The organism is Aeromonas sp. DSM 116730, assembly GCF_046581335.1.
Taxonomy (GTDB): domain Bacteria; phylum Pseudomonadota; class Gammaproteobacteria; order Enterobacterales; family Aeromonadaceae; genus Aeromonas; species Aeromonas rivipollensis.
This window is the reverse complement of sequence record NZ_CP144265.1, coordinates 1,670,020-1,692,230: the sequence shown is the minus strand read 5'-3', so window position 1 is coordinate 1,692,230 and position 22,211 is coordinate 1,670,020. Positions and strand designations below refer to the sequence as shown.

Sequence of the window (22,211 nt, the reverse complement as noted above, 5' to 3'; positions counted from 1 at the left end):
ATTGTCTGAATTTGGAGCGGGAAACGAGACTCGAACTCGCGACCCCGACCTTGGCAAGGTCGTGCTCTACCAACTGAGCTATTCCCGCATCGGTCTGGCTGACTGCCTGACTACGAGAACGCATTCTAGCGATGTTCCTCGTCCAGTCAACCAAAAACATTTAATACTCTGATCGTTCGGGCATTTTTTGCCCTTCTCCCACACTTTTGCCACTCATGGCCGTTTCTCTGCCCCAACGGCAAGGAAACGGCCATTTGCCCATGGGCGGACTAGAAGCGGGAGTGGTAGGTCAGATCGCCCCAGGCGGCCTTCATGTACTGGAACATGGACCAGAAGGTGAGCACAGTGGCGACATAGAGCAGCACGTAGGCGAGCCACACCATCCAGATGTCGTATTGCCAGATGAGGCCGGTGAGCGACACCATCTGGATCATGGTCTTCCACTTGCCAATCCAGCTGACCGCCACCGAGGAGCGCTTGCCGAGCTCCGCCATCCATTCCCGCAGGGCGGAGATGATGATCTCGCGGCCAATCATGGTCATGGCCGGTATGGTGACCCAGATGGTGTTGTAGTGTTCGACGATGACCACCAGGGCGGCCGCCACCATGATCTTGTCGGCAACGGGATCGAGGAAGGCGCCGAAGGCGGTGGACTGGTTCAGCTTGCGGGCGAGGTAGCCATCAAACCAGTCGGTCGCGGCCGCCAGGATGAAGACAAGCGCAGCCGCCATGTAGGACCACTGATAGGGAAGGTAGAACAGGATGACGAAGACGGGGATGAGCAAAATCCGAAAAAACGTCAGCAGGTTAGGAATATTTGTCATTATTTTCAGCCACTTCTTGTATGCCGCTACATGGTAGCCCCAAGCCGATCACCGTTGCAACCGGACAGGCGCCCGCCTTGGTCTATTAATCCATCAATAACCTCAGGATGCATGCCATTATGGCATTTGCGGGCCCCCTGCGTCACGGCTCTTGTGCTGCCGGGGCCGGTTTGCGGGATCCACATCAAATGCCACCCACTCGAGGTGGCCCGGGTCAGACCCGCTCCTGGGTATCGCCTCTCCTGAACAACACTCTTTATCCCGGGTCAGAGCGAGTGCAGGGCGTCGTGAATGGACTGTGCCAGCTCCTGGCTGATGCCGGGCACCTTGGCAAGCTCGTCCACTCCCGCCTTCTTCACCTCCTGCAGGCCGCCCAGGTATTTGAGCAGTGCCTGCCGCCGCTTGGGCCCCACCCCGGGAATATCTTCCAAGGTACTGGTGGTGCGGGCCTTGGCTCGGCGGGCCCTGTGGCCTGTGATGGCAAAACGGTGGGATTCATCGCGAATGTGCTGAATAAGGTGCAAAGCGGGCATATCTGCCGGCAAGTGCAGCTCTTCGTGGCTCTCCCCCAGGATCAGGGTCTCCAGCCCCGCCTTGCGGGTCACCCCCTTGGCGATGCCCACCAGCAGCGGGTATTTGCCGCCAAGAAACTCCAGCTGGCGGGCCAGGATCTCCTCCGCGCGGCGCAGCTGGCCGAGGCCGCCGTCGATGAAGAGCACATCAGGCACCTTGTCCGGCTCCTGCTGCTTGCCAAAGCGGCGCTCCAGCGCCTGCTCCATGGCGGCGTAGTCATCGCCCCCCGTGATGCCGTCGATGTTGAAGCGGCGGTATTCCGATGAGAGCGGCCCCTCCCGGTTGAACACCACGCAAGAGGCGACGGTGCGCTCCCCCATGGTGTGGGAGATGTCGAAACACTCCATGCGGGCGATGGGGGTCTCGAGCTCCAACAACTCCTCCAGCTGGTCGTAGCGGGCTGTGATGGTGCTCTTGTGTGCCAGGCGCGAGCGCAGCGCCGTCTGCGCGTTGATGGAGGCGAGCTTGATAAAGCGGGCCCGTTCACTCCGAGTGCGGCTTTGCACCCGCACCTTGTAACCTGCGGTCTGGCTCAGGGTCTCGGCTATCACCGCCTCGTCTTCCAGCGCCACATCCAGCAGCACCTCGCTCGGGATCTGCCTGCCCCCCTGCCCCGACAGATAGAACTGCAGCAGGAAGGATTGCACCACCTCCTCCAGCGGCGTATCGCTCGGCACCTTGGGGAAGTAGCTGCGGGAACCCAGCACCTTGCCCTGACGGATGAAGAGCACGTGGATGCAGGCCGCCCCCTGATCGAAGGCCACCCCCACCACGTCCAGCTCATCCAGCACGTTGCCGCTCACCGACTGCTGCTCGGTGACCCGACGCAGGGCCTGGATCTGATCCCGGTAGCGGGCCGCCTCCTCGAAGCGCAGATCGCCGCTGGCGGACTCCATCTTGCCCACCAGTTCCCCTATCACCTGTTGGTTCTTGCCCGCTAGGAACAACTTGGCCAGCTCCACCTGCTGGGCATATTCCGACTCGCTCACCAGCCCAGCCACGCAGGGGCCGGCGCAGCGCTTGAGCTGATAGAGCAGGCAGGGGCGAGTGCGGTTGGCATAGACAGCGTCCTCGCACTGGCGCACCGGGAAAATCTTCTGCATCAGGTGCAGGCTCTCTCGCACCGCGCCACCGGAGGGGTATGGACCGAAATACTCCCCCTTCACCTTGCGGGCACCGCGATGCACGCCGATGCGGGGATGCTGGTGCGCCGTGATGATGATCCAGGGGTAGGATTTGTCATCCCGCAGCAGCACGTTGTAGCGCGGCTGGTACTGCTTGATAAGGTTGTGCTCGAGGATCAGCGCCTCTGTCTCTGTGTGGGTGACAGTGACCTGGATGTCGGCTATCTGGCGCACCAGGGTGCGGGTCTTGATGCTGTCGACATTGGTGCGAAAGTAGGAGGCGAGCCGCTTTTTCAGATCCTTGGCCTTGCCCACGTAGATGACAGTGCCACCGCCGTCATACATGCGGTAGACGCCGCTCTGGTGAGTGACGGCGGCAAGGAACGCCTTGCTGTCGAAGAGAGGTTCAGAGGTCGTCATGCGGTCTCCGGCGGCAGAGATCCACATGGCAGGCAACGGCGCTTGACGACGCCTGGCTGTCGAAGAGGGGTTCGGGAGAGGGGATCATCGGCGACTCGACTCAACACTAAGGGCGAAAACGGACCAAGAGAGCATACTGCGCCGGGCATGCGAAAAGCAAAAAGGCGGCACTCGCCGCCTTGGGTGGGCACTGATACTCCCTTACAGGGTGTCGGCATCCAGCATGCCATAGCGAATGGCCAGATGGGTCAGCTCCACATCGCCATTGATCCCCAGCTTGCTGAACAGGCGGTAGCGATAGCTGTTGACCGTCTTCGGGCTCAGGTTGAGCTGCTCCGAGATGTCGGTCACCTTCTGGCCCTTGGTGATCATCATCATGATCTGCAACTCGCGCTCGGAGAGGGACTTGAAGGGGTTCTCGTCCGCCGAGGCAAACTGGCTGAGAGCCATCTGCTGGGCTATCTCGGGGGAGATGTAACGCTGGCCGGAATGCACCAGGCGAATGGCGTGGATCATCTCGTCCGGCGCTGCCCCCTTGGTGAGGTATCCGGCGGCACCCGCCTGCATCACCTTGGTGGGGAACGGATTCTCGGAATGAATGGTCAGCACTATGATGCGCACATCGGGGCGCAGCCGCAGGATCTTGCGGGTCGCTTCCAGACCGCCGATGCCCGGCATGTTCATGTCCATCAGGATCACGTCGGGGTGATGCTGCCGACAGAAGGCCACGGCGGTTTCCCCGCTCTGTGCCTCGCCCACCACCTTGATCCCGCGGACATCTTCCAAAATGCGTCTTATCCCTGTACGCACCAACTCATGATCATCGACCAGGAATACATTAATCACCCAAACACCCCGTTTTTTATCTCGTTATATGCCAGTTAGGGTTAACACGGCGTCTTGCATCATAACCAAACTCGATGATTTGGCAAACCATGGCCGGGAAAAGTTTGAAATCGCTCGTAAAAGCCGTTTTAAATCAACTTATTATATAAATAATCAACGAAAAAACGGCGCCTGAAGGCGCCGTATCGGTCAACTTTGGTGTCGCCAGCCTCAGTGGGCCAGCAGCGCGCGCACCTTGTCCAGGTCCTGCTGGGTATCCACCCCGACCGGGGGGGCCTCCAGGGCCTGGGCGACGTGGATCTTCTCCCCGTACCAGAGCACCCGCAGCTGCTCCAGCGCCTCTACCTGCTCGAGCGCGCTCGGCGCCCAGTCCACGTAACGCTGGATGAAACCGGCGCGGTAGGCGTAGATGCCGATGTGGCGCTGATAATGTGCCCCGATCCGCTCCTGACTCTGGGCGAAGCGATCCCTGTCCCAGGGAATGCTGGCCCGGCTGAAGTAGAGGGCATAGCCATCCTTGTCCGTCACCACCTTGACCGCATTGGGGTTGAACGCCTCTTCGGCGTCCTGGATGGGCACGGACAGGGTGGCCATGGGGGCCGTGGCGGCGGCCAGGTTGTCCGCCACCTGGCGGATGATGGCGGGCGGGATCAGGGGCTCATCCCCCTGCACGTTGACCACGATAGTATCGGCGGCAAAGCCGTAGTGACGGCACACCTCGGCCAGACGCTCGGTGCCGGACTGGTGATCCTTCGATGTCATGCACACCTCGACGCCGGCCTGCTCTGCAAACGGCGCCAGCGCGCTGCGCACCCGCTCGTCATCGATGGCGACTATCACCCGATCGGCGCCCGATTGCAGGGCCTTCTCCACCACGTGCTGCACCATGGGCTTGCCATGGATGTCCGCCAGCGGCTTGCCCGGCAAGCGGGTGGAGGCGTAGCGGGCCGGAATGACGACGACGAAACTCATGGCTTCAGCTCTTCCAGGGGCAGATGACGCGCCCGGTTCTCCAAGAGGACGGGGATCCCCTCCTCCAGCGGATAGGCCAGTCTGTCGAAGCGGCAGATGAGCTCATGGGCGGCCTTGTCCGATTGCGGTTGATAGTGCAGCTTCCCCTTGCAAACCGGGCAGGCGATGATGTCGAGCAATTTGATATCCAGTGCCAAAACGAAACTCCTTCAACGATGTCGAGCAAGCGACGATCTCGAGCGGGCTATGCTGCCGAGCAGTTTAATGGTCCATCGCCGGAGCCGAAAGCCGGCTCCTTGCAACGGCGCCGCACGGGCTATGATGCCGTGCAGGCGATGATCTTGTGCCATTCAATGTGCATGGTCAGGGTCGGACGCTTGCGGCGGGGTCAACCGCTGCAGCAGGGCGTCGAGCAGTGAGGCGGGCAACTCGGCGCTCACCGGCAGATACCACCAGTGCGCCGGCGCGAAGGCCCGGCACTTGACCGCATCCTTCTCCGTCATCAGCAGGGGGCGCTCGCCGAAGCGGGCGAGCAGCTCATCCCGATCAAAGGCCTGATGATCCGCATAACCGACACTCTGTACCAGCTCATAACCGAGCCCGGTCAGGGTGGCAAAGAAGCGGGGGGGATGGCCTATGCCCGCCAATGCGTCCACAGGTCCGGCGAGGGGAGCCTCGAGGGGCGCATCGTCGCATACGCGGCGCGGCGCGGCCGCCACCAGCGCCATGGGGTATTCCCCCTGGGCCGGGGTCCCGCCGTTGCAGATGATGGCATCGACCCGCTTGAGGCGGGTCATGGGTTCGCGCAGCGGCCCCATGGGCAGCAGGCAGCCATTGCCAAAACGCCGGGCCCCATCCACCACCACCAGTTCTATGTCCCGGGCCAGGGCGTAGTGCTGGAGACCGTCGTCGGTGATGATGATGTCCACCTCGCCGCTTTGCTCCAGCAGACGCACCGCATCGGCCCGCTTGGGCGCCACCACCACGGGGCAGCCGCAGCGCCGGGCGATGAGCACAGGCTCATCCCCCGCCTGGGCGGTGGTGCTGGTGGCGTCCAGCCGATAAGGGTAATGGGGCGCCTTGCCACCATAACCCCGACTGACCACCCCGGGGCGCCAGCCACGGGCTTGCAGCTGTTCCACCAGCCAGACCACCACAGGGGTCTTGCCGTTGCCGCCGACCGAGATATTGCCCACCACTATCACAGGCAGGCTGGCCCGATAGCGGGTGAACCAGCCACGCCGGTAAGCGAAACGTCGCCCGCCGCTGATCAGGGCAAACAACAGGACCAGGGGGGCCAGCGCCCAGCGCCAGCCACTCTTGCCGTACCAGAGACGCTCCAGCATCAGCCCTTGTTACTCACGGCGACGTTGCCAAACTGAATGGCCCGCAACTGGGCATATGTGCCCTGTTGGGCCATCAGGGCGTCATGGTTGCCGCGCTCGACGATATGACCCTCGTCGATCACCAGGATCTCGTCCGCCTTCTCTATGGTGGAGAGACGGTGGGCGATGACCAGTGAGGTGCGCGCCTTGCACAGCTCGTCGATAGCCGCCTGGATGTGGCGCTCGGATTCTGTGTCCAGGGCCGATGTGGCCTCGTCCAGCAGCAGCACGGGGGAGTCCCGCAGCAGGGCACGGGCGATGGCGATGCGCTGGCGCTGACCACCAGACAACGAAGCGCCGTTCTCGCCGATGACGGTGTCATAGCCTTCCGGCATCTTGCGCACGAACTCGTCGGCATGGGCGATGCGGGCCGCATGCTGTATCTCTTCCCGGCTGTACTTGTCTTCTGCCGCGTAGGCGATGTTGTTGGCCACGGAGTCGTTGAACAAGTGCACATGCTGGGAAACCAGGGCGTACTGCTTGCGCAGCTCGCTTAAGCGATATTCGCGGATGTTGACGCCGTCCAGCAGTATCTCCCCCTGCTCTATGTCATAGAAGCGGGTCAACAGGCTGGCGATGGTGCTCTTGCCGGAGCCGGAGCGACCCACCAGGGCCACGGACTTGCCCGCCTCCACCTTGAAGCTGATGTTGTGCAGCGCCGGGGTCTCCTTGGTCGGGTAGGTGAAGGTGACGTTGCGAAACTCTATCTCCCCACGGGCCCGCTCCAGGGTTCGGGTACCGGTGTCCTGCTCCGGGGTGGAGTCCAGCAGACCGAACAGGCTCTGGCAGGCGGTGATGCCACGCTGGAACTGGTTGTTCACGTCGGTCAGACTTTTCAGCGGCTTGAGCAGCATCATCATGGAGGTGACCATGACGGTGAAGGTACCCGCGGTCAGGGTCGCCTTGACCGAGTCTATGGTCGCCACATAGAGGAAGACCGCCAGGGCGACCGAGGCCACCATCTGGACTATGGGGCTACCGATGGCGTCGGCCGCGACCATCTTCATGGTCTGCTGGCGCATCCGGTTGCTGACGGTGAAGAAGCGCTTGTCCTCCACCTGCTGGCCACCGAACATCAGCACCTCTTTATGGCCCTTGAGCATCTGCTCGGTGGAGGTGGTGATGTCACCCACCGCCTGCTGGATGTGACGGCTGATCTTGCGAAAACGACGGCTGATGAGACCGATGAGCACACCCACCACTGGGCCGACCACCAGGAAGATCACCGACAACTGCCAGGAGTGCCAGAACATCAGGCCGAGCAGGCCGATGACGGTGGCCCCTTCGCGCACCAGCGACACCAGGGTCGAGCTCGCGGCGGACGACACCTGACCGGCGTCATAGGTCACCTTGGAGAGCAGGTTGCCGGTATTCTGGCGGTCGAAGAAGCTCATGGGCATGGCCATCAGGTGGCTGAATACCTGCTGCTGCAGCCGCATCACCACATGGTTGCCGACCCAGGCCATGCAGTAGTTGGAGAGGAAGGCGGCACAACCGCGCAGGGCGACGATACCGAGCACGAAGAAGGGCATCCACTTGAGCACGCTGCTGTCGTTGCCGTTGAGGCCCTGATCGATGAGCGGCTTGATGGAGTAGACGAAGGTGGTATCCACGGCCGCATAACCCAGCATGCCGATGATGCCGCCCACCAGCCCCAGTTTGCGATCCCGGACATAACCGAGCAGGCGTTTGAAGACGGGCCAGCTCTCTTGTGAGGTTTCTTGTTGCATGAATAGCCGTTAATGAGGGAAATGACGGGGTATTCTAGCCAAAGCGCAGGATTACACCAAGCGTTGCCATAACTCCGGCCCCACCCCAAAGCGAAATGACAGTTAAGGGAGTGGTTCTAGCGCCATAACCTGGGTTGCCACCAGTGGCCATTGCGCCTGTACCAGGGGCCCTGCTCGCGCTCGGCCCGGATCTTGAGCCCACCCTCCCCCGCCTCGATCAGGATGGCACCATCCTGCCCCGTCACCCATTGACGGGCCCCCTGGTATCTTGCCACCACCTCGGGGCGGGGAAACTGCCACTGGTTCCTGTCGCCGGCGCTGTGGATGACGACATCCGGGTTCACCGCCGCCACGAAGCCCGGGGTCGAGGAGGTGCGGCTGCCATGGTGAGGGCTCACCAGCACGGTGCTGGAGAGGGTGCTGAGGTGAATGCTGGAAAACGTGCTGGCAAGTTCCTCTCCCCCTCCCCTCTCTTCCAGGGCCAGCAGGCGGCGCTCCGCCCCCTGCTCTATGTCGCCGCTGAGCTGGATGCGATGCTGGCCGTCGCTTATCTGCACCACGCAACTGTCGTTGTTGCGCCCCGCCCCCGGCCGCTCGGGCCAGAGCACGCGCACCTCCAGCCCCTGCCAGTGCCAGCGCTGACCGCGGCGACACAGGGTCGTGCTGCGGGCGAAGCCGAACGAGGAGAGCTCGCGGCGCACCGGCATCGCCTGCAGCATGGCGCGTCGATTGCCCGCATGATCCCTGTCCTTGTGGCTGATGATGAGGGCATCGAGCACCCGCACATCGAGGCGGCTCAGCACGGGCAGTATTGCGGCCTCCGCCATGTTGTAGCCGCCGGGGTAGCTATTCCCGGTGTCATAGAGGATGCCGCGCTCGCCACGGGTGACGAGCACCGACAAGCCTTGCCCCACATCCAGCACCCGCACCTGCCAGGGCGTGGGTGCAGGCCAGGCACCCAGCAGCAGGGCGGCCCCCACAGGGAGCAGCAGGCTGCGCCCTCCCGGCAACTGCCAGGCCCCCCACAACAGCACCAGCAAGGCGCTGACGGGCATCAGCCAGCCGGGAACAGGCCACCAGAGCTGCAGATGGTCCGCCAGCAAGCCGAGTCCCCACAACACCCAGGTCAGCCCCAGATCGGACAGCCAGAACAGGGCATGCGCCAGGGCGGTGGAGAGGGGCGCCAACAGCACGCCGATCAGCGCCAGCGGAATGATGCCGAGGCAGAACAGCGGCAACGCCAGCAGATTGAGCAGGAGCGCCAACGGGGCCATGCCCTCGAACAGCAGCAGTTGCAGGGGCAGCAGGCCGAGCAGCAGCAGGATCTGCAGCCGCACCAGTCCGGGACGCGCGTGCAGCAGGCTCGCCAGCAACAGCAGGGCCACCGCCATGAAGGAGAGCCAGAAACCGGCCGAGTAGAGGGCGAAGGGATCCCAGAGCACTATCACCACGAAGGCCCACAGCCAGATGCGGTGGCTGGGCCAGTCCCGATTCAACCAGCGCAGCAGGCTCCACACCAGCACCATGATGAGGGCCCGCTCGGTCGCCACAGCGAATCCCGCCAGCCAGCTGTAGACGGCGGCAAACAAGAGGGAGACCACAATGGCCCCCCGCAACCCCAGCAGCCGCCCCAGCCACCAGCCGAGCACCGCCACCAGGGCGATATGCTGGCCCGAGATGGCGATGATATGGGTCAGGCCGCTACCGCGAAACAGATCCCACTGGGCATCCGTGATGCCCCCCTGCTCCCCGAAGCTGAGCGCCGCCAGCAAGGGGGCCTGCTCCAGTCCCTGCCAGGCGCTGCTGGCTGCGGCCAGCCAGCGCTCGCGCATCCCGGGGGCTGCCTCCTGGACCTCGACGATCCGGCGCAGGTTGCCGGTCGCCGTGATCCCCTTGCCAAGCAGCAGGCGCCGCCCATCCATGCCCGCCTCGTTGGCCAGCCCATGGGCGGGCTTGAGGGAGCTCACCAGGGTGATGCGACTGCCGGCCGGCAAAGGGGGCAACCCTTGGTAGGCATTGATCCTGACCAGGGGGGCTATCGTGAGGGGCTGCTCGTCCAGCGTCTCCACCCGCAGCAGCAGGCGGGCAAATTTATCTCGCGGTTTATCGCCCGAGGACTCCGTACTTTGCACCCGTGCGGTTATGATGTGGCTGGTCTGTGTCTCCAGCTTGTCCAGCCAGGCCAACCGATACTGCAGGTTCAGCTGCATCCAGAGCATGCCGAGCACCAGAAACATGAGCCGCCAATGACGGCCATGGGCGAGCAGGATGGCGAGGGCCAGCAGCGCGCCGCCCCATGCAGTAGAGGGTAACCAGGGCCAGAGCAGTGAGGAGCTTGCCCCCAGGGCAAACGACAACAGACGCAGATCCATGGAGCAAGTATTTAGCAAGGTTTCAAACATGCCCAAACGACTCATAAAACGCTGGCTGCCCGATCAGGACAAGCTCAAGGAACACAAGCACTTGCGGCTGTTCGGCAAGCTGCTGCTCGATGCCAACCTCTGGCACCTCAACCGCCGCTCCGCCGCCGGTGCCTTCGCGGTCGGCCTCTTCATGGCCTGGATCCCGCTCCCCTGCCAGATGCTGCTGGCGGCCGGTGGCGCCATCCTCTTTAGGGTCAATCTGCCCCTCTCGGTCGCCCTGGTCTGGCTCTCCAACCCCTTCACCATGCCGCCGCTGTTCTATGGCGCCTATCTGGTGGGCTGCCAGCTGCTCGGGCACCCCGCACAGCACATCGATATCCAGTTCACCTGGGAGTGGCTTGTCTCGGTATTTGAAACCCTGGCCCCGCCGCTGCTGCTGGGCTCCCTGGTGCTCGCGCTGCTGAGCGCCTTGATGGGTTACGCCTTCATCCGCACCTTCTGGCGCATCAACACAGTGCGCCAATGGCAGAAGCGCAAGGAGGCGCGGGCATGCTGAGCCGCTGGCTGGCCCGTTTCAAGATAGACCCGGACACCCTGCGCCAGCAGAAGTGGTTCGCCCTCTTTGGTGAGCGCCTGCTGACCCCCGTCCTCTGGCAGGGCGGCACCCGGGCGCTCAGCGGCGCCGTGGCGGCCGGCCTCTTCGCCAGCTGGATCCCCATCCCCATGCACTCCCTCGTCGCGGTCGGACTGGCGCTGGCGTTTCGCCTCAACCTGCCGCTGGCCCTGCTGGCGGTCTGGTTCAACAACCCGTTGACGCTGCCCTTCATGTACCTCTATGCCTATCGCACCGGCTGCCTGGTGCTGCACCAGACGCCCGAGCCCTTCCACCTCACCTGGTCATTGCACTGGCTGGAGCACGAGGCGGCGACCCTGGTGCCCCCCTTCCTGCTAGGCAGCCTGTTGCTGGCGCTGCTGACCGCCGCCACCGGGGCCCTGCTCACCCTGCTGATGCTGCAACTGGGCAGACTGACCGGCGCCCGCTGAGCCTCCTGCCCGCCCTTCGGCTTCACCACAGGACGCAATTCGCGCCGCCTTGCCATCGTTTGGCTCTGCCACCACACTCCTTGTAGCCCTCAGCTTGCCGCTACCTGCAAAGACAAGGAGTTCACCATGGCCCAACCCCTGACGCTGGCCTATGCCAATGGCCAACCCATCTCACTGCTGCCCGCCATGGCCAACCGCCACGGCCTCATCACAGGTGCCACGGGGACCGGCAAGACAGTCACCCTGCAGGTGCTGGCAGAGGGGTTCTCCCGCCTCGGGGTGCCGGTCTTTCTGGCGGATGTGAAGGGGGATCTCAGCGGCCTTGGCGCCGCCGGCACCCCGTCGAGCAAGCTGGATGCCCGTCTGGCCCAGCTCGGCATCCCGGCCCCCGCCTTCACCCCCAGTCCGGCCCTGTTCTGGGACCTGTTTGCGGAGCAGGGGCACCCGGTGCGGGCCACCGTCTCCGACATGGGGCCCCTGCTGCTGGCCCGCCTGCTCGGCCTCAACGACACCCAGAGCGGGGTGCTGGAGCTGGTGTTCAAGGTGGCGGACGACGAGGGCTTGCTGCTGCTCGATCTGAAAGACTTGCGCGCCATGGTGCAGTTTGCCGGGGACAACGCCAAATCCCTCACCACCCGCTATGGCAATGTGTCCACCGCCTCCATCGGCGCCATACTGCGCAACCTGCTCACCCTGGAGAGCGCCGGAGGGGATCACTTCTTCGGCGAGCCCATGCTGGACATTCAGGATCTGCTGCAGACCGACAGGGCCGGCCACGGCCACATCAATGTGCTGGCGGCTGGCAAGCTCACCCAGTCCAGCCGCCTCTATGCCTGCTTCCTGCTCTGGCTGTTGTCCGAGCTGTTCGAGCAACTGCCCGAGGTGGGGGATCCGGACAAGCCGGTGCTGGTGTTCTTCTTCGACGAGGCACACCTGCTGTTCAACGACGCCCCCAAGGCGCTGCTGGAGAAGATAGAGCTGGTGGTGCGACTCATCCGCTCGAAAGGAGTGGGCGTCTATTTCGTGACCCAGAGCCCGGCCGACATTCCCGACAGCGTGCTGGGGCAGCTCGGCAACCGGGTGCAGCACGCCCTGCGCGCCTTTACGCCGAGCGACCAAAAAGCGGTGCGCATCGCCGCCAACACCCTGAGGGCCAACCCGGCCTTCGACGCGGCTGGCGTCATCACCGAGCTCGGGGTGGGCGAGGCCCTGGTCTCCCTGCTCGATGAGAAGGGGCGCCCAAGCGTGGTGGAGCGCGCCTTTATCGCCCCGCCCGCCAGTCGCATAGGTCCCCTGGGCGACGCCGAGCGGCAGGCCCTGACCCAGGGATCCGTGCTTCACGGTAGATACGAGACCCGCGAGGATCGCGAATCCGCCTTCGAGCGCCTCAATGGCGGGGCACAAGCCGCCTCGGATGATGCCTCCCAGACCCCGTCGGAGCAGGGCGGCGGATTGCTCGACGCCCTCAACGGTATCCTGTTCGGTCGCACAGGCCCGCGCGGTGGCCAGCATGACGGCGTGGTGCAGACAGCCGCCAAGAGCGTGGCCCGTACCCTGGGCAACGAGGTGGGGCGCCAGCTGGTACGGGGCGTACTCGGCTCCCTGCTGGGGGGCAGCAAACGGCGCCGCTGATGCCGGAAAACAGGCATGAAAAAGCCCGCCGACATGGCGGGCTTTTTACTGAGCGGATGCCGATGGTTGTGCTTACAGCACCTTGGCGATGGCATCGCACAGGGGATCTATGATATTGACGCGGGTGATTCCCGCATAGAACCTCTTCGCCTCAGTTACAGCACCTTGGCGATGGCGTCGCACAGGGGATCTATGTTGGCTCGGGTGATCCCGGCCACGCTGATCCGGCCGGAGCCGACGATGTAGATGGCAAACTCGCTCTTGAGACGCTCCACCTGATCCTTGGAGAGACCGGAGAAGGAGAACATGCCGTTCTGCTCGCGGATGAAGCTGAAGTCCTGGCTCACACCGAGGGCAGCCAACTTCTCTACCAGCAGTTCGCGCATCTCGCGAATGCGCACCCGCATGGCCGCCACCTCTTCCACCCACTCGGCATAGAGGGCCGGATCGCTGACTATGGTGGTCACCACGGCGGCGCCGTGTGACGGCGGGTTGGAGTAGTTGGCTCGGATGACGGTCTTGACCTGGGTGAAGGCCACATCGGCAATCGCCTTGGTCGCGCTGACCAGGGTGAAGGCACCGACCCGCTCGTTGTAGAGGCCGAAGTTCTTGGAGAAGGAACTCGCCACCAGCAGTTCGTCATGGCACTCGGCGAAGATGCGCAACCCTTCGGCATCTTCCTCTATACCACGGGCAAAACCCTGATAGGCGAAGTCAAACAGCGGCAGCCAGCCGGCGGCGGCGCTCTGTTTGGCCAGGGCGCGCCACTGATCAGCAGTGGGGTCAATGCCGGTCGGGTTGTGGCAGCAGCCGTGCAGCAGCACCAGATCGCCGGCCTGCGCTTCGCAGAGCGACCCCTGCATGGCGGCAAAGTCGAGACCCTTGGTCGCCGCATCGTAGTACTTGTACCACTTGACGGTGAGGCCGGCAGCCTGGAACACACTGACGTGGTTGGCCCAGGTGGGATCGGAGATCCAGATGGTCTTGGCCAGACCGTTGCGCACCACGAACTCGGCGGCGATGCGCAGGGCACCTGTACCACCCGGCGCCTGGGCTGTCTTGGCGCGGCCGCTGGCAATCAGGGCAGAATCCTGCCCGAACAGCAGTTGCTGCACTATGCGGCCATATTCGATATTGCCTTCAATACCGAGGTAGTTCTTGGTCTTCTCGTCGGTGAGCAGCTTCTGCTCGGCTTTCTTGACGCAATGAAGGATAGGAGTGGCACCGGTCTCATCCTTGTAGATCCCGACCCCCAGATTGATCTTGTGGCTGCGAGAGTCGGCACGGAAGGCTTCGGTCAGGCCCAGGATCGGATCCGCTGGGGCGGCAACAACCTTTTCAAACATGGTATTCCCTGTATTCCGTTGAGTTCATTGGCTGGCAAACTAGGTTGGCAAACAAAAGCGCTCCTTTGGCGAGCGCTCCGTCAACTCTTTATACCACTGCCTTCCATAGGGGAAAACCGCTTTCTCAAGGGTGATGGCAGCCCCATCAGCCGATGGCATGCCAGCCCGATGCCAGGGCGCATACCTCGGCCGACAGGCCGCAGTTCGACTCCACCAGATCGCCGCACAGGGCCCGCAATGGACGGGGTATTCGGCTCGGCTCCCAGGGGCGAGCGTCCTGCAAAGGGGCGGCATAGGCCTCCTTGATGGGAGCCAGGTCCCGGGGCAGCCACCAGCTGGCCGGGCGTCCCAGCCGCTGGGCCAATACCAGGACCCTGTCGACCCCGGCCGGGTCCAGGGCTGTGAGGTGGCTCCAGAGGGTCTGGGGCGGCAAGGCGGCAATCAGGGGTTGCAGGGCGCCGGGATCCTCGGCGGGTAGCCAGACCAGCAAGGCGTCGTCTGGGAGGTTCAGCTCGGCGAAGACCCCGACGGAGTCGGTGCTGATCACCCGCTGGATCTCCCCCTCGCCCCACAAAATCTTGCCAAGCCCCGCCAGGGTGCGGGCGGGTAGCGCCACCTCTCCCAGGGTGTGCAACCAGGGGGCGGCATCGAGCAGGGTGCCGCCGCTGAAGAACAGGCTGAACGGGCGGGCGGCCCGCAGGCGCAGCGGCAGATCGCTGCACAGCCGTATCCCCTTGTCTTCAAAGTTGATCTGCTCGACCGGACTGAAGCTCGCCTCCCCCTTGCGATAGAGTGCCGCCAGCACCCGCTCGTTGACCCGCTCCCCCAGTTGCCAACCCTGGGCATGGAGCCACTCCTCGGGTTCGGGGGGAGCACAGGCCAGTTCGGCCAGCATCAGCTCGCGGGTGAGATAGCGCCGTCCGGCCGGGGTCAGCTCATAGCGGTGATTGCCAAGGGGGAGCAGCAGCTGGTTGTCCCTGAGCATGCCGATGAGGGGCTGCCATTGGCGACCGCGGATAACCTGGGGCGCCTCGTCCAGCAACTGCTGAGCCAGCGCTCGCCACTCGGGGTGACTGAAATCGATCACACGCATCCTTCCCTGTCTGCAGACCATCTTTCAACGAATTGAATAATCTAGCGATTTACGACTAAGGAGCCAAGGGCGGAAAAGAGACAACGTGACCTGGCGCAGGGCCAAACGGCGGGGGAATGAAGAAGGTGAAAGGCAGATAAAACAAAACGGCCAAGCAAGCTTGGCCGTTTATCAACTAAATCCGTACTAAGACTGGATTAGAAGTTGTATTGCAGGGCAACAGTGAACTCGTCGTCCATGTCATCGATACCCTGGATCTTGTACTCGGTGTACGCCTTCAGCTTGGAAGTGAAGTTGTACTGAACACCCAGCAGGGTTTCGTCAACCATGTCTTCGTAGGAAGAACCGGCAGAGTTGTCCTTGCCTTCCTTGAAGTTGTAGCCAGCCAGGAAGGTCCAGGCATCAACGTTGTAGGAAGCAGCCAGCTCGTAGCCACGACCTTCACCCTTGTAACCGGTGGTGTCGTTCTTCAGGTCGCCTTCGGTGTAGACACCGGCGAAGTAGAAGCCGTTGATGGCGTAGTGTGCGCCCAGGGCCCACTCGGACTTGTCACCAGTGTTGGTGCTGGTGGTGCTTTCCAGGTCGGAGTAAGCGTAACCGCCGTTCAGGCCCAGACCGAAGTCGAAGTCATAACCGATGGCAGCTGCGTAGCCGTAGTTACGCTTCAGGTCCGGGAATACGGTAGTGACGGTTTGGCCACCCATGTCAGAAACCTTGACGGCTTCGTCGTCGTTGGTCTGGTAGGACACTTTGCCCTTGAAACCACCGTAGGTGTTGGAGTAGATGATCTGGCCTTCTTGACGACCGTCGTAGAAGTTACCGTAATCACCCCACTCGTTGAAGATATCGGTCGGCTCCAGCACGTCGTAGAACGCGGTGTCGGTCTGGCCGAAGATGATCTTGCCGTACTGGGTACCGTCGAAGCCAACCCAGATGTGACGGGAGTTGAACTTGTTGTCGGAGTTTTCGGCGGAAACCTGCCACTCAGTCTTGGCAATACCGGACCAGGTGTTGTTCAGCGCAACTTTACCGGACCAGCCCAGACGGGAGGAACCGATCAGCTCGGCATCACCAGCGTTGCTGGCAGTGATGGGGCTGGCGTCGTCAGCGTCAGCATAGTAGTTAGCCTGAACACGGCCGTAGATATCAAAAGAGGTACCGTCTTTGTCATAAACGACTGCGGCGTTAGCGGCAGATGCGAACAGAGCCGGGATAGCGATAGCCAGAATTGTCTTTTTCATAGTTGTTTCCAATGCCTACTGTAATTAAACACTAAGTCCTTGTTATTCCCTGTGTTAGCGATGTTCTTTGCATCACTATGCCGCCGAGACTATCACCGGGTTTTCCGATCCGCAACGAAAAAACTTGGAACTTTTTGAGAAAACCATAGTCATAGGGAAAAAATTGTGAGCTGAATCCCATATTGTTTGCCCTCCCAGGGAAAACGTTTACAGCGATACGCGCTGCCTGAAACGCCCTTTTTTGGTGGTTTATTGCACGCACAATCCACCCGATGACATAAGTGCGGATCCCGGCCCATAACCCCTGCCTCACCTTGCCTCGACCCAGGCCGCCTGTTGCGGGTATCCTGTGGCCATTCATTCCAGACACGGTCACGCCCCATTCATGCTATCGACTCGCCTCAAAGCCACCATTCGCAATACCTATCGACAGATTGCCGATGGTTTACCCGGTTTTGTGCCGCGCAAGGAGCAGAATTTTCTGGTGGCCGAAATCGCCAAGACCCTCACCGGAGAGTATGAAAAGAGTCGCCGCATCCTGGTGGCCGAGGCGGGCACCGGCATCGGCAAGTCCCTCTCCTATGCCCAGGGTGCCATCCCGGTGGCGCGGCTCACCCAGAAGAAGCTGGTGATCTCCACCGCCACCGTCGCCCTGCAGGAGCAGCTGATCCACAAGGACCTGCCCTTCTACCATCGCCACAGCGAGCTGCCGTTTCGCTTCATGCTGGTCAAGGGGCGCCAGCGTTACTGCTGCGAACATCTGCTTGAACAAGCGGCAAGCGGCGCCGATATGGCCAATTTCGAACTCGATTTCGGCAGCTTGAGCAAACACAAGCCGTCAGATTCTGACAAGGAGCGCTATCAGGCGCTGTGGCAGGCCTACACCGAGGGGAAGTGGGACGGGGACAGGGACAACTGGCCCAAGCCGATTCCAGATCTGTGCTGGGATCGCATCGCCGCCGATCGCCACAGCTGCAACAAGGCGCTGAGCCACCACCAGCACTGCCCCTTCCACCGAGCCAGGAATGACATGGACGCCGCCGATGTGCTGGTGGTCAACCATGCCCTGCTGCTCTCTGACCTCACCATGGGCGGCGGCATCATATTGCCGCCACCGGACGAGTGTATCTATGTGCTGGATGAGGCTCACCACCTGCCGACCATAGCCCGGGATCACGGCGCCGCCTCCGCCAGCATCAAGGGGTCCCGCCGCTGGCTGGAAAAGCTGGTGCAGAGCGCCGGCAAGCTGGCCAGGGCGCTGAACAAGGAGAGCCTGCTCGATCCCCAGCTCAAGCTGCAGGATGCACTGGCCTCCCTGCAACCGGATCTCAAGGCGCTGGAGCAGTGGCTCGCCGGCAACGATCAGCTGTTTGGCTCCGAGCAGCACCACAGATTTGCCGAGGGGGTGCTGCCCGATCCCCTGCCCATGCTGGCGGAGAACCTGAAGGAGGCGAGCAAGAAGGCGCTGCGGGCGCTGGACAGGATGCAGGGCGCCATCGGCGAGGCGCTCAAAGACGGCGAAATCCGTCGCAAGGAGGCCGAGCCCCTGCTGGCGGAGAGCGGTTTTCACCTGCAGCGGCTGGAGAGTTTCTGCGCCCTGTGGGAGATGCTGAGTCGCCACGTGCCGACGGGCAAGACACCGCTGGCCCGCTGGATGGCCAGGAGCGAGGATGGAGACATCTGGCTGCACGCCTCCCCCATAGAGGTGGGTTATCTGCTGGAGGAGTGGCTCTGGTCTAGGTGCCTGGGCGCAGTGCTGGTCTCGGCCACCCTCACCGCCCTCTCCTCCTTCAGCTATTTCCGCCACCAGGTGGGGCTCAAGGAGCACGACGGCACCCGCTATCTGCGGCTGCGCTCTCCTTTCGAATATCATAAGGCCGAGCTCTATCTGCCCAAGATGACCCATGAACCGAGCGCCCCCGGCTTTACCCAGGAGCTGGTCGATACCCTGCCCAGGCTGCTGGCGGGCAAGGAGGCGAGCCTGGTGCTCTTCTCCTCCTACCGGCAGATGAACGAGGTGGCGGTGGGGCTGCGGGCCAAGGGCCTCTCCCTGCTGGTGCAGGGGGAAGCGTCGCGCAACGCCCTGCTGACCTTGCACAAACAGAAGTGCGATGGCGGCCAGGCCAGCATCCTCTTTGGCACCGGCAGCTTCTCCGAGGGACTGGACCTGCCCGGCCACTACCTCACCAACCTGGTGATCACCAAGCTCCCCTTCGCGGTACCGAACTCCCCGGTGGAAGAGGCGACCGCCGAGTGGGTCGAGAAACGAGGTGGCAACCCCTTCCTGCAGCTGACGGTGCCAGAAGCGTCCCGCAAACTCATTCAGGCCTGTGGTCGTCTGATCCGCAAGGAGGCCGATCGGGGCCGGGTAACCATTCTCGATCGGCGCCTTCTTACCAAGCGCTACGGCAAGGGCTTGCTCGACGCCCTCCCCCCCTTCACCCGGCGTATCGAGTGAGCCATGCCGGGTTTATTTGACAGATAAGTCAGCAAGCTGCCTGCCGGGCGGCGCCACAAACGGCTATTGCCGCTCTGGGGCAAACCTGTAAAAATGAGCCCCTATTTTTCAGTGGGCAATCGCCTGACTGTTCAAGGAGATGAAATGAAACTGACTGTTCTGGTGCCGGCTCTGGCTGGTCTGTTGTGGGCAGGTAGCGCCCTGGCTGATAGCCAACTGGAAATACACAATCCCTATGTGGTGCAGTTGATCGATGGCGAGTCCATCAATCCCAAGCTGCTGGAGAAGACCAGCAGCTTCCCCATCAGTGCCGGCAAGCACCAGCTGGTGGTGGCCTTCGAGGGCAACTACTCCAACCGCAACGACATCAAGCTGGTGACCGCCGAGCCTCTGGTGATCAACTTCACCGCCGCCGACAACCAGACCCTGGTGCTGGATTTCAAGAAGCCCCGTAACGAAGACGAAGCCAAGGCATTCGTGAAAGAGCAGAAGGTCGTTCTCAAGGACAAGGTCAGCGGTCAGGCCCTGGCCAGCGAGCAGTTCGTCATGCCGAAAGTGGGTGGCTTCCAGCTGACCCGTGACTACCAGCAGGAGCTGCTCAAGATGGGCAAGGCCTTCAACCAGCCAGCGACCGTTGCCGTCTCCACCGCTGCCGTGATGGCCGCCGCCAGCGCGCCGGTCGAAGTGGCGCCGAGCAAGGCCCAGAGCAATCCGGAAGCCCTGACCCAGCTGCAAAACTGGTACAACAAGGCGGATGCGGAAACCCGCAAAGCCTTCCAGATCTGGGTGATCCAGCAGCAATAAGGCGCAGCACGTCGCTTTATGCATAGAGGGGAGCCTGGCTCCCCTTTTTCATATCAGTTCAGGCCTATTGCCATGTCCCTGCGCATCTTCTATCACCCCCATTACTCCTCCCTGACGCTGCCCGAGCGCCACCGCTTTCCCCTGGCCAAGTACCAGGCGCTCTACCAGATCCTGGCAACACTGGGCTATCCGCTGTCAGAGGCTCCCGCCGCGAGCCGCCAGCAGATAACCCGGGTCCACGACGCCGACTATGTAGCGGCGGCCCTTGCCGGCACCCTGGATGACGGCGCCATCCGCAGACTCGGCTTTCCCTGGTCACCCCTGCTGATTGAACGCACCCTGCGCTCGGTCGGGGCCACCCTGGCCGCCAGCCGCCACGCCCTCGAACAGGGCTGCGGCCTGCAGGTCTCCGGCGGCTATCATCACGCCCACAGGGACTTTGGCAGCGGCTTCTGCCTGTTCAACGATCTGGTGATAGCGGCCAGAGCCTGCCTCGACGAGGGGCGCTGCGAGCAGGTGCTGATCGTGGATCTCGATGTCCATCAAGGGGATGGCAGCGCCGCCCTGTGCATGGGGAGCCGGGACATCATCACCCTCTCCCTGCATGGCGAGCACAACTTCCCCCACCACAAGCCCGCCTCCCATCTGGACTTTGCCCTGCCAAATGGCATGGAGGACGACGCCTACCTCGAGACCCTGACCCAGGCGCTGTCACTGGCGCTGCGCCTCTACCGCCCCGACCTCATCCTCTACCAGGCCGGGGTCGACGTGCACCAGGCCGATGAGCTCGGCTATCTCTCTCTGAGCGACGCCGGGGTGCGCCAGCGGGACGCCATGGTGTTTGACTGTGCGATAAGCCACGGCCTGCCCATCGCCGCCGTACCTGGGGGCGGTTATAGGCGCGACTGGCGGCAGTTGATCCCGCTGCATCTCTCCCTGTTCGAAGAGGCGAAAAAGCGCTATGGCTAGCGCCCCAACCCCCCTTGCCAATCCCTGATAACAACAAGGCGGCCCCGGGGCCGCCTCTTCTTATATAGGGCACTGCTGCGTTTTGCAGCGCCTGTCACCAGAGACAGGACAGGGCGTCATCCATGGCTCTCGACGCTCTTTTCTATCAGACACTCGCCATCAGGCATGTGCTACCGGGGTCGGATGCTCACCCACGGGGCGCAACAGCATCAGCAGATAGATGAAGGACACGCTGGCGATCATGATAAACAGCAGCTTGTCCGAAAGGTGCTGCATCAAGAGCGAGGTATAGGCCGGGCCGAGCAGGCTGCCTATGGTGTAGCTCAGCAGCAGCGCCTGATTCATCGCCACCAGCTGGTGCTGCTCGACCTTCTCGCAGGCCCAGGCCATGGCCACCGGATAGAGGGTAAAACCGGCGGCGCCCAGGATGAAGAGCGCCGGACCCATCGCCAGGTTGCCAAGCATTGCCAAGGCGCCCAGGATGACCACCAGCACCTGCAGCCGCAGTACCGGCAAGCGACCGAACCTGTCTGCCAGACGGCCGGCAGGCCACTGCCCCAGGATGCCGGCGCTCACCATGACCGCCATCCAGTAGCCGATACCGGCATCACTCACTCCCTGGTGGTTCAGGTAGAGCGGCATCAGGCCATAGAGCGACCCCAACACTATGCCGGAGATGATGCAGCCATTGACCCCAAGGCGCGCCTGACGCAGGCGCAGCATGGGCCACACCCGGGTTGCCCCCTGCTGCTCGCCCTGCTCGTTGACAATGCGGGTAAACAGTAGCGGCAGGATGGCGGCCAGTACCAGGCCAGTGACCCAGGGCAGCACATCCATCAGCCCGGTCGGCAGCGTGCTGACCAGCAGTTGCCCGAGCACGGTCCCCATGTAATAGACCATCATGTAGGCGGCGAGCAGGCGCCCCCGGTTGCGTGCGTTGCCGCTGCACATCAGCGCACTCTCAACCACCACCCAGATCATGGCGCAGCCGATGCCGGCGATGAATCGCCAGATAAGCCAGCTCCAGAACCCCAGGGTGAGCCCAAGCCCGACACAGGCTGCGGCGAAGAGGGCTGAGGCCAGGTAGTAGCTGCGGTTGAACCCGACGCCTTTGATCAGCGCCCCCGCCAGCAAAGTCCCCAGCAGGTTGCCGCAAAAATAGGCGGAGCCGACCATGCCCACCTGCCAGGTCGGCAGCTTGTCATGGGCGAGCCAGAGCGGCACCAGGGTATTCAACACTGCTATGGCCAGGGTCAACAGCAGCAGGCCACAGAGCAATAACTGCACTGGCCGGGAGTATGTGGTCATGGATAAAACTCTGGGGAGAGGCAAAATGCGAGCGCATCATGCCACCGCCAATGCCATTGTCAATCGGCACTGAACGAGC

Annotated in this window: 18 protein-coding genes and 1 tRNA gene; 6 read left to right on the top strand and 13 right to left on the bottom strand. The window is 62.8% G+C overall.

Going from position 1 to position 22,211, the window contains the following annotated elements; all coding sequences use genetic code 11:
- Window positions 1-12: 12 nt before the first annotated feature.
- The 9 genes from Aeroheme_RS07865 to Aeroheme_RS07825 all read right to left on the bottom strand — a co-directional run bounded on the left by Aeroheme_RS07865 (window position 13) and on the right by Aeroheme_RS07825 (window position 10,246).
- Window positions 13-88 (bottom strand) — tRNA-Gly (locus Aeroheme_RS07865).
- A 181-nt stretch (window positions 89-269) separates the two neighbouring features.
- Window positions 270-824 carry a CDP-diacylglycerol--glycerol-3-phosphate 3-phosphatidyltransferase gene (pgsA, locus tag Aeroheme_RS07860; RefSeq protein WP_025327475.1) on the bottom strand — a complete coding sequence of 185 codons (555 nt, stop codon included), beginning with the start codon at window positions 822-824 and terminating at the stop codon, window positions 270-272.
- A gap of 266 nt (window positions 825-1,090) precedes the next feature.
- Entirely contained in the window at window positions 1,091-2,941 is a 1,851-nt protein-coding gene (uvrC, locus tag Aeroheme_RS07855; protein ID WP_411167029.1) for an excinuclease ABC subunit UvrC, read from the bottom strand.
- A gap of 201 nt (window positions 2,942-3,142) precedes the next feature.
- Window positions 3,143-3,787 (bottom strand): UvrY/SirA/GacA family response regulator transcription factor, encoded by a 645-nt coding sequence (uvrY, locus tag Aeroheme_RS07850; protein ID WP_025327477.1) that lies wholly within the window; start codon window positions 3,785-3,787, stop codon window positions 3,143-3,145.
- A 210-nt stretch (window positions 3,788-3,997) separates the two neighbouring features.
- The gene (gene kdsB, locus Aeroheme_RS07845) at window positions 3,998-4,759 is read right to left on the bottom strand and encodes a 3-deoxy-manno-octulosonate cytidylyltransferase (protein ID WP_411167028.1); all 762 of its coding nucleotides are present in this window, start codon (window positions 4,757-4,759) and stop codon (window positions 3,998-4,000) included.
- Entirely contained in the window at window positions 4,756-4,956 is a 201-nt protein-coding gene (locus tag Aeroheme_RS07840; protein WP_005331987.1) for a Trm112 family protein, read from the bottom strand. The genes kdsB and Aeroheme_RS07840 overlap by 4 nt, the downstream gene beginning before the upstream one ends.
- A gap of 153 nt (window positions 4,957-5,109) precedes the next feature.
- Complete coding sequence (gene lpxK, locus Aeroheme_RS07835; protein ID WP_411167027.1) at window positions 5,110-6,105, bottom strand: tetraacyldisaccharide 4'-kinase; 996 nt, start codon at window positions 6,103-6,105, stop codon at window positions 5,110-5,112.
- Window positions 6,105-7,874: a lipid A ABC transporter ATP-binding protein/permease MsbA gene (gene msbA / locus Aeroheme_RS07830; RefSeq protein WP_411167026.1), complete on the bottom strand. Its 1,770-nt coding sequence runs from the start codon at window positions 7,872-7,874 to the stop codon at window positions 6,105-6,107. The genes lpxK and msbA overlap by 1 nt, the downstream gene beginning before the upstream one ends.
- Window positions 7,875-7,990: 116 nt before the next feature.
- Window positions 7,991-10,246: a DNA internalization-related competence protein ComEC/Rec2 gene (locus Aeroheme_RS07825; RefSeq protein ID WP_411167229.1), complete on the bottom strand. Its 2,256-nt coding sequence runs from the start codon at window positions 10,244-10,246 to the stop codon at window positions 7,991-7,993.
- Window positions 10,247-10,274: 28 nt separating this feature from the next.
- On the opposite strand from Aeroheme_RS07825, the gene Aeroheme_RS07820 reads away from it, so the two are divergent.
- The 3 genes from Aeroheme_RS07820 (at window position 10,275) to Aeroheme_RS07810 (ending at window position 12,913) form a co-directional block, all read left to right on the top strand.
- Window positions 10,275-10,793 carry a DUF2062 domain-containing protein gene (locus tag Aeroheme_RS07820; RefSeq protein ID WP_106886404.1) on the top strand — a complete coding sequence of 173 codons (519 nt, stop codon included), beginning with the start codon at window positions 10,275-10,277 and terminating at the stop codon, window positions 10,791-10,793.
- Complete coding sequence (locus Aeroheme_RS07815; protein WP_411167025.1) at window positions 10,787-11,281, top strand: DUF2062 domain-containing protein; 495 nt, start codon at window positions 10,787-10,789, stop codon at window positions 11,279-11,281. The genes Aeroheme_RS07820 and Aeroheme_RS07815 overlap by 7 nt, the downstream gene beginning before the upstream one ends.
- A gap of 126 nt (window positions 11,282-11,407) precedes the next feature.
- Window positions 11,408-12,913, top strand: coding sequence for a helicase HerA-like domain-containing protein (locus Aeroheme_RS07810; protein ID WP_411167024.1), 1,506 nt, complete (start codon window positions 11,408-11,410; stop codon window positions 12,911-12,913).
- A 155-nt stretch (window positions 12,914-13,068) separates the two neighbouring features.
- Here Aeroheme_RS07810 and Aeroheme_RS07805 read toward each other — a convergent pair whose 3' ends face one another.
- The 3 genes from Aeroheme_RS07805 to Aeroheme_RS07795 all read right to left on the bottom strand — a co-directional run bounded on the left by Aeroheme_RS07805 (window position 13,069) and on the right by Aeroheme_RS07795 (window position 16,593).
- Window positions 13,069-14,259, bottom strand: a complete 1,191-nt coding sequence (locus Aeroheme_RS07805; RefSeq protein ID WP_163135093.1) for an amino acid aminotransferase — start codon at window positions 14,257-14,259, stop codon at window positions 13,069-13,071.
- Window positions 14,260-14,404: 145 nt separating this feature from the next.
- The gene (locus Aeroheme_RS07800) at window positions 14,405-15,346 is read right to left on the bottom strand and encodes a hypothetical protein (protein WP_411167023.1); all 942 of its coding nucleotides are present in this window, start codon (window positions 15,344-15,346) and stop codon (window positions 14,405-14,407) included.
- Window positions 15,347-15,549: 203 nt separating this feature from the next.
- Window positions 15,550-16,593: a porin gene (locus Aeroheme_RS07795; protein WP_106886400.1), complete on the bottom strand. Its 1,044-nt coding sequence runs from the start codon at window positions 16,591-16,593 to the stop codon at window positions 15,550-15,552.
- Between the two features lie 385 nt (window positions 16,594-16,978).
- Between Aeroheme_RS07795 and dinG the strand changes: the two genes are divergently transcribed.
- From dinG to Aeroheme_RS07780, 3 genes are all read left to right on the top strand, one after another.
- Window positions 16,979-19,051: an ATP-dependent DNA helicase DinG gene (gene dinG, locus Aeroheme_RS07790; protein ID WP_106886399.1), complete on the top strand. Its 2,073-nt coding sequence runs from the start codon at window positions 16,979-16,981 to the stop codon at window positions 19,049-19,051.
- Between the two features lie 144 nt (window positions 19,052-19,195).
- Window positions 19,196-19,855, top strand: a complete 660-nt coding sequence (locus tag Aeroheme_RS07785; RefSeq protein ID WP_106886398.1) for a DUF2057 domain-containing protein — start codon at window positions 19,196-19,198, stop codon at window positions 19,853-19,855.
- A gap of 72 nt (window positions 19,856-19,927) precedes the next feature.
- The gene (locus tag Aeroheme_RS07780) at window positions 19,928-20,824 is read left to right on the top strand and encodes a histone deacetylase (RefSeq protein WP_408793919.1); all 897 of its coding nucleotides are present in this window, start codon (window positions 19,928-19,930) and stop codon (window positions 20,822-20,824) included.
- A gap of 159 nt (window positions 20,825-20,983) precedes the next feature.
- On the opposite strand, the gene Aeroheme_RS07775 is transcribed toward Aeroheme_RS07780, so the two are convergent.
- Window positions 20,984-22,132, bottom strand: coding sequence for an MFS transporter (locus Aeroheme_RS07775; protein WP_368169987.1), 1,149 nt, complete (start codon window positions 22,130-22,132; stop codon window positions 20,984-20,986).
- Window positions 22,133-22,211 lie beyond the last annotated feature (79 nt).

Coding starts and splice junctions, on each gene's coding strand:
- dinG (WP_106886399.1), top strand. CDS start 16,979: ATGCTATCGACTCGCCTCAAAGCCACCATTCGCAATACCTATCGACAG.
- lpxK (WP_411167027.1), bottom strand. CDS start 6,105: ATGCTGGAGCGTCTCTGGTACGGCAAGAGTGGCTGGCGCTGGGCGCTG.
- Aeroheme_RS07820 (WP_106886404.1), top strand. CDS start 10,275: ATGCCCAAACGACTCATAAAACGCTGGCTGCCCGATCAGGACAAGCTC.
- Aeroheme_RS07795 (WP_106886400.1), bottom strand. CDS start 16,593: ATGAAAAAGACAATTCTGGCTATCGCTATCCCGGCTCTGTTCGCATCT.
- Aeroheme_RS07785 (WP_106886398.1), top strand. CDS start 19,196: ATGAAACTGACTGTTCTGGTGCCGGCTCTGGCTGGTCTGTTGTGGGCA.
- Aeroheme_RS07815 (WP_411167025.1), top strand. CDS start 10,787: ATGCTGAGCCGCTGGCTGGCCCGTTTCAAGATAGACCCGGACACCCTG.
- Aeroheme_RS07775 (WP_368169987.1), bottom strand. CDS start 22,132: ATGACCACATACTCCCGGCCAGTGCAGTTATTGCTCTGTGGCCTGCTG.
- Aeroheme_RS07810 (WP_411167024.1), top strand. CDS start 11,408: ATGGCCCAACCCCTGACGCTGGCCTATGCCAATGGCCAACCCATCTCA.
- Aeroheme_RS07825 (WP_411167229.1), bottom strand. CDS start 10,246: ATGGATCTGCGTCTGTTGTCGTTTGCCCTGGGGGCAAGCTCCTCACTG.
- pgsA (WP_025327475.1), bottom strand. CDS start 824: ATGACAAATATTCCTAACCTGCTGACGTTTTTTCGGATTTTGCTCATC.
- Aeroheme_RS07805 (WP_163135093.1), bottom strand. CDS start 14,259: ATGTTTGAAAAGGTTGTTGCCGCCCCAGCGGATCCGATCCTGGGCCTG.
- msbA (WP_411167026.1), bottom strand. CDS start 7,874: ATGCAACAAGAAACCTCACAAGAGAGCTGGCCCGTCTTCAAACGCCTG.
- uvrC (WP_411167029.1), bottom strand. CDS start 2,941: ATGACGACCTCTGAACCTCTCTTCGACAGCAAGGCGTTCCTTGCCGCC.
- kdsB (WP_411167028.1), bottom strand. CDS start 4,759: ATGAGTTTCGTCGTCGTCATTCCGGCCCGCTACGCCTCCACCCGCTTG.
- Aeroheme_RS07780 (WP_408793919.1), top strand. CDS start 19,928: ATGTCCCTGCGCATCTTCTATCACCCCCATTACTCCTCCCTGACGCTG.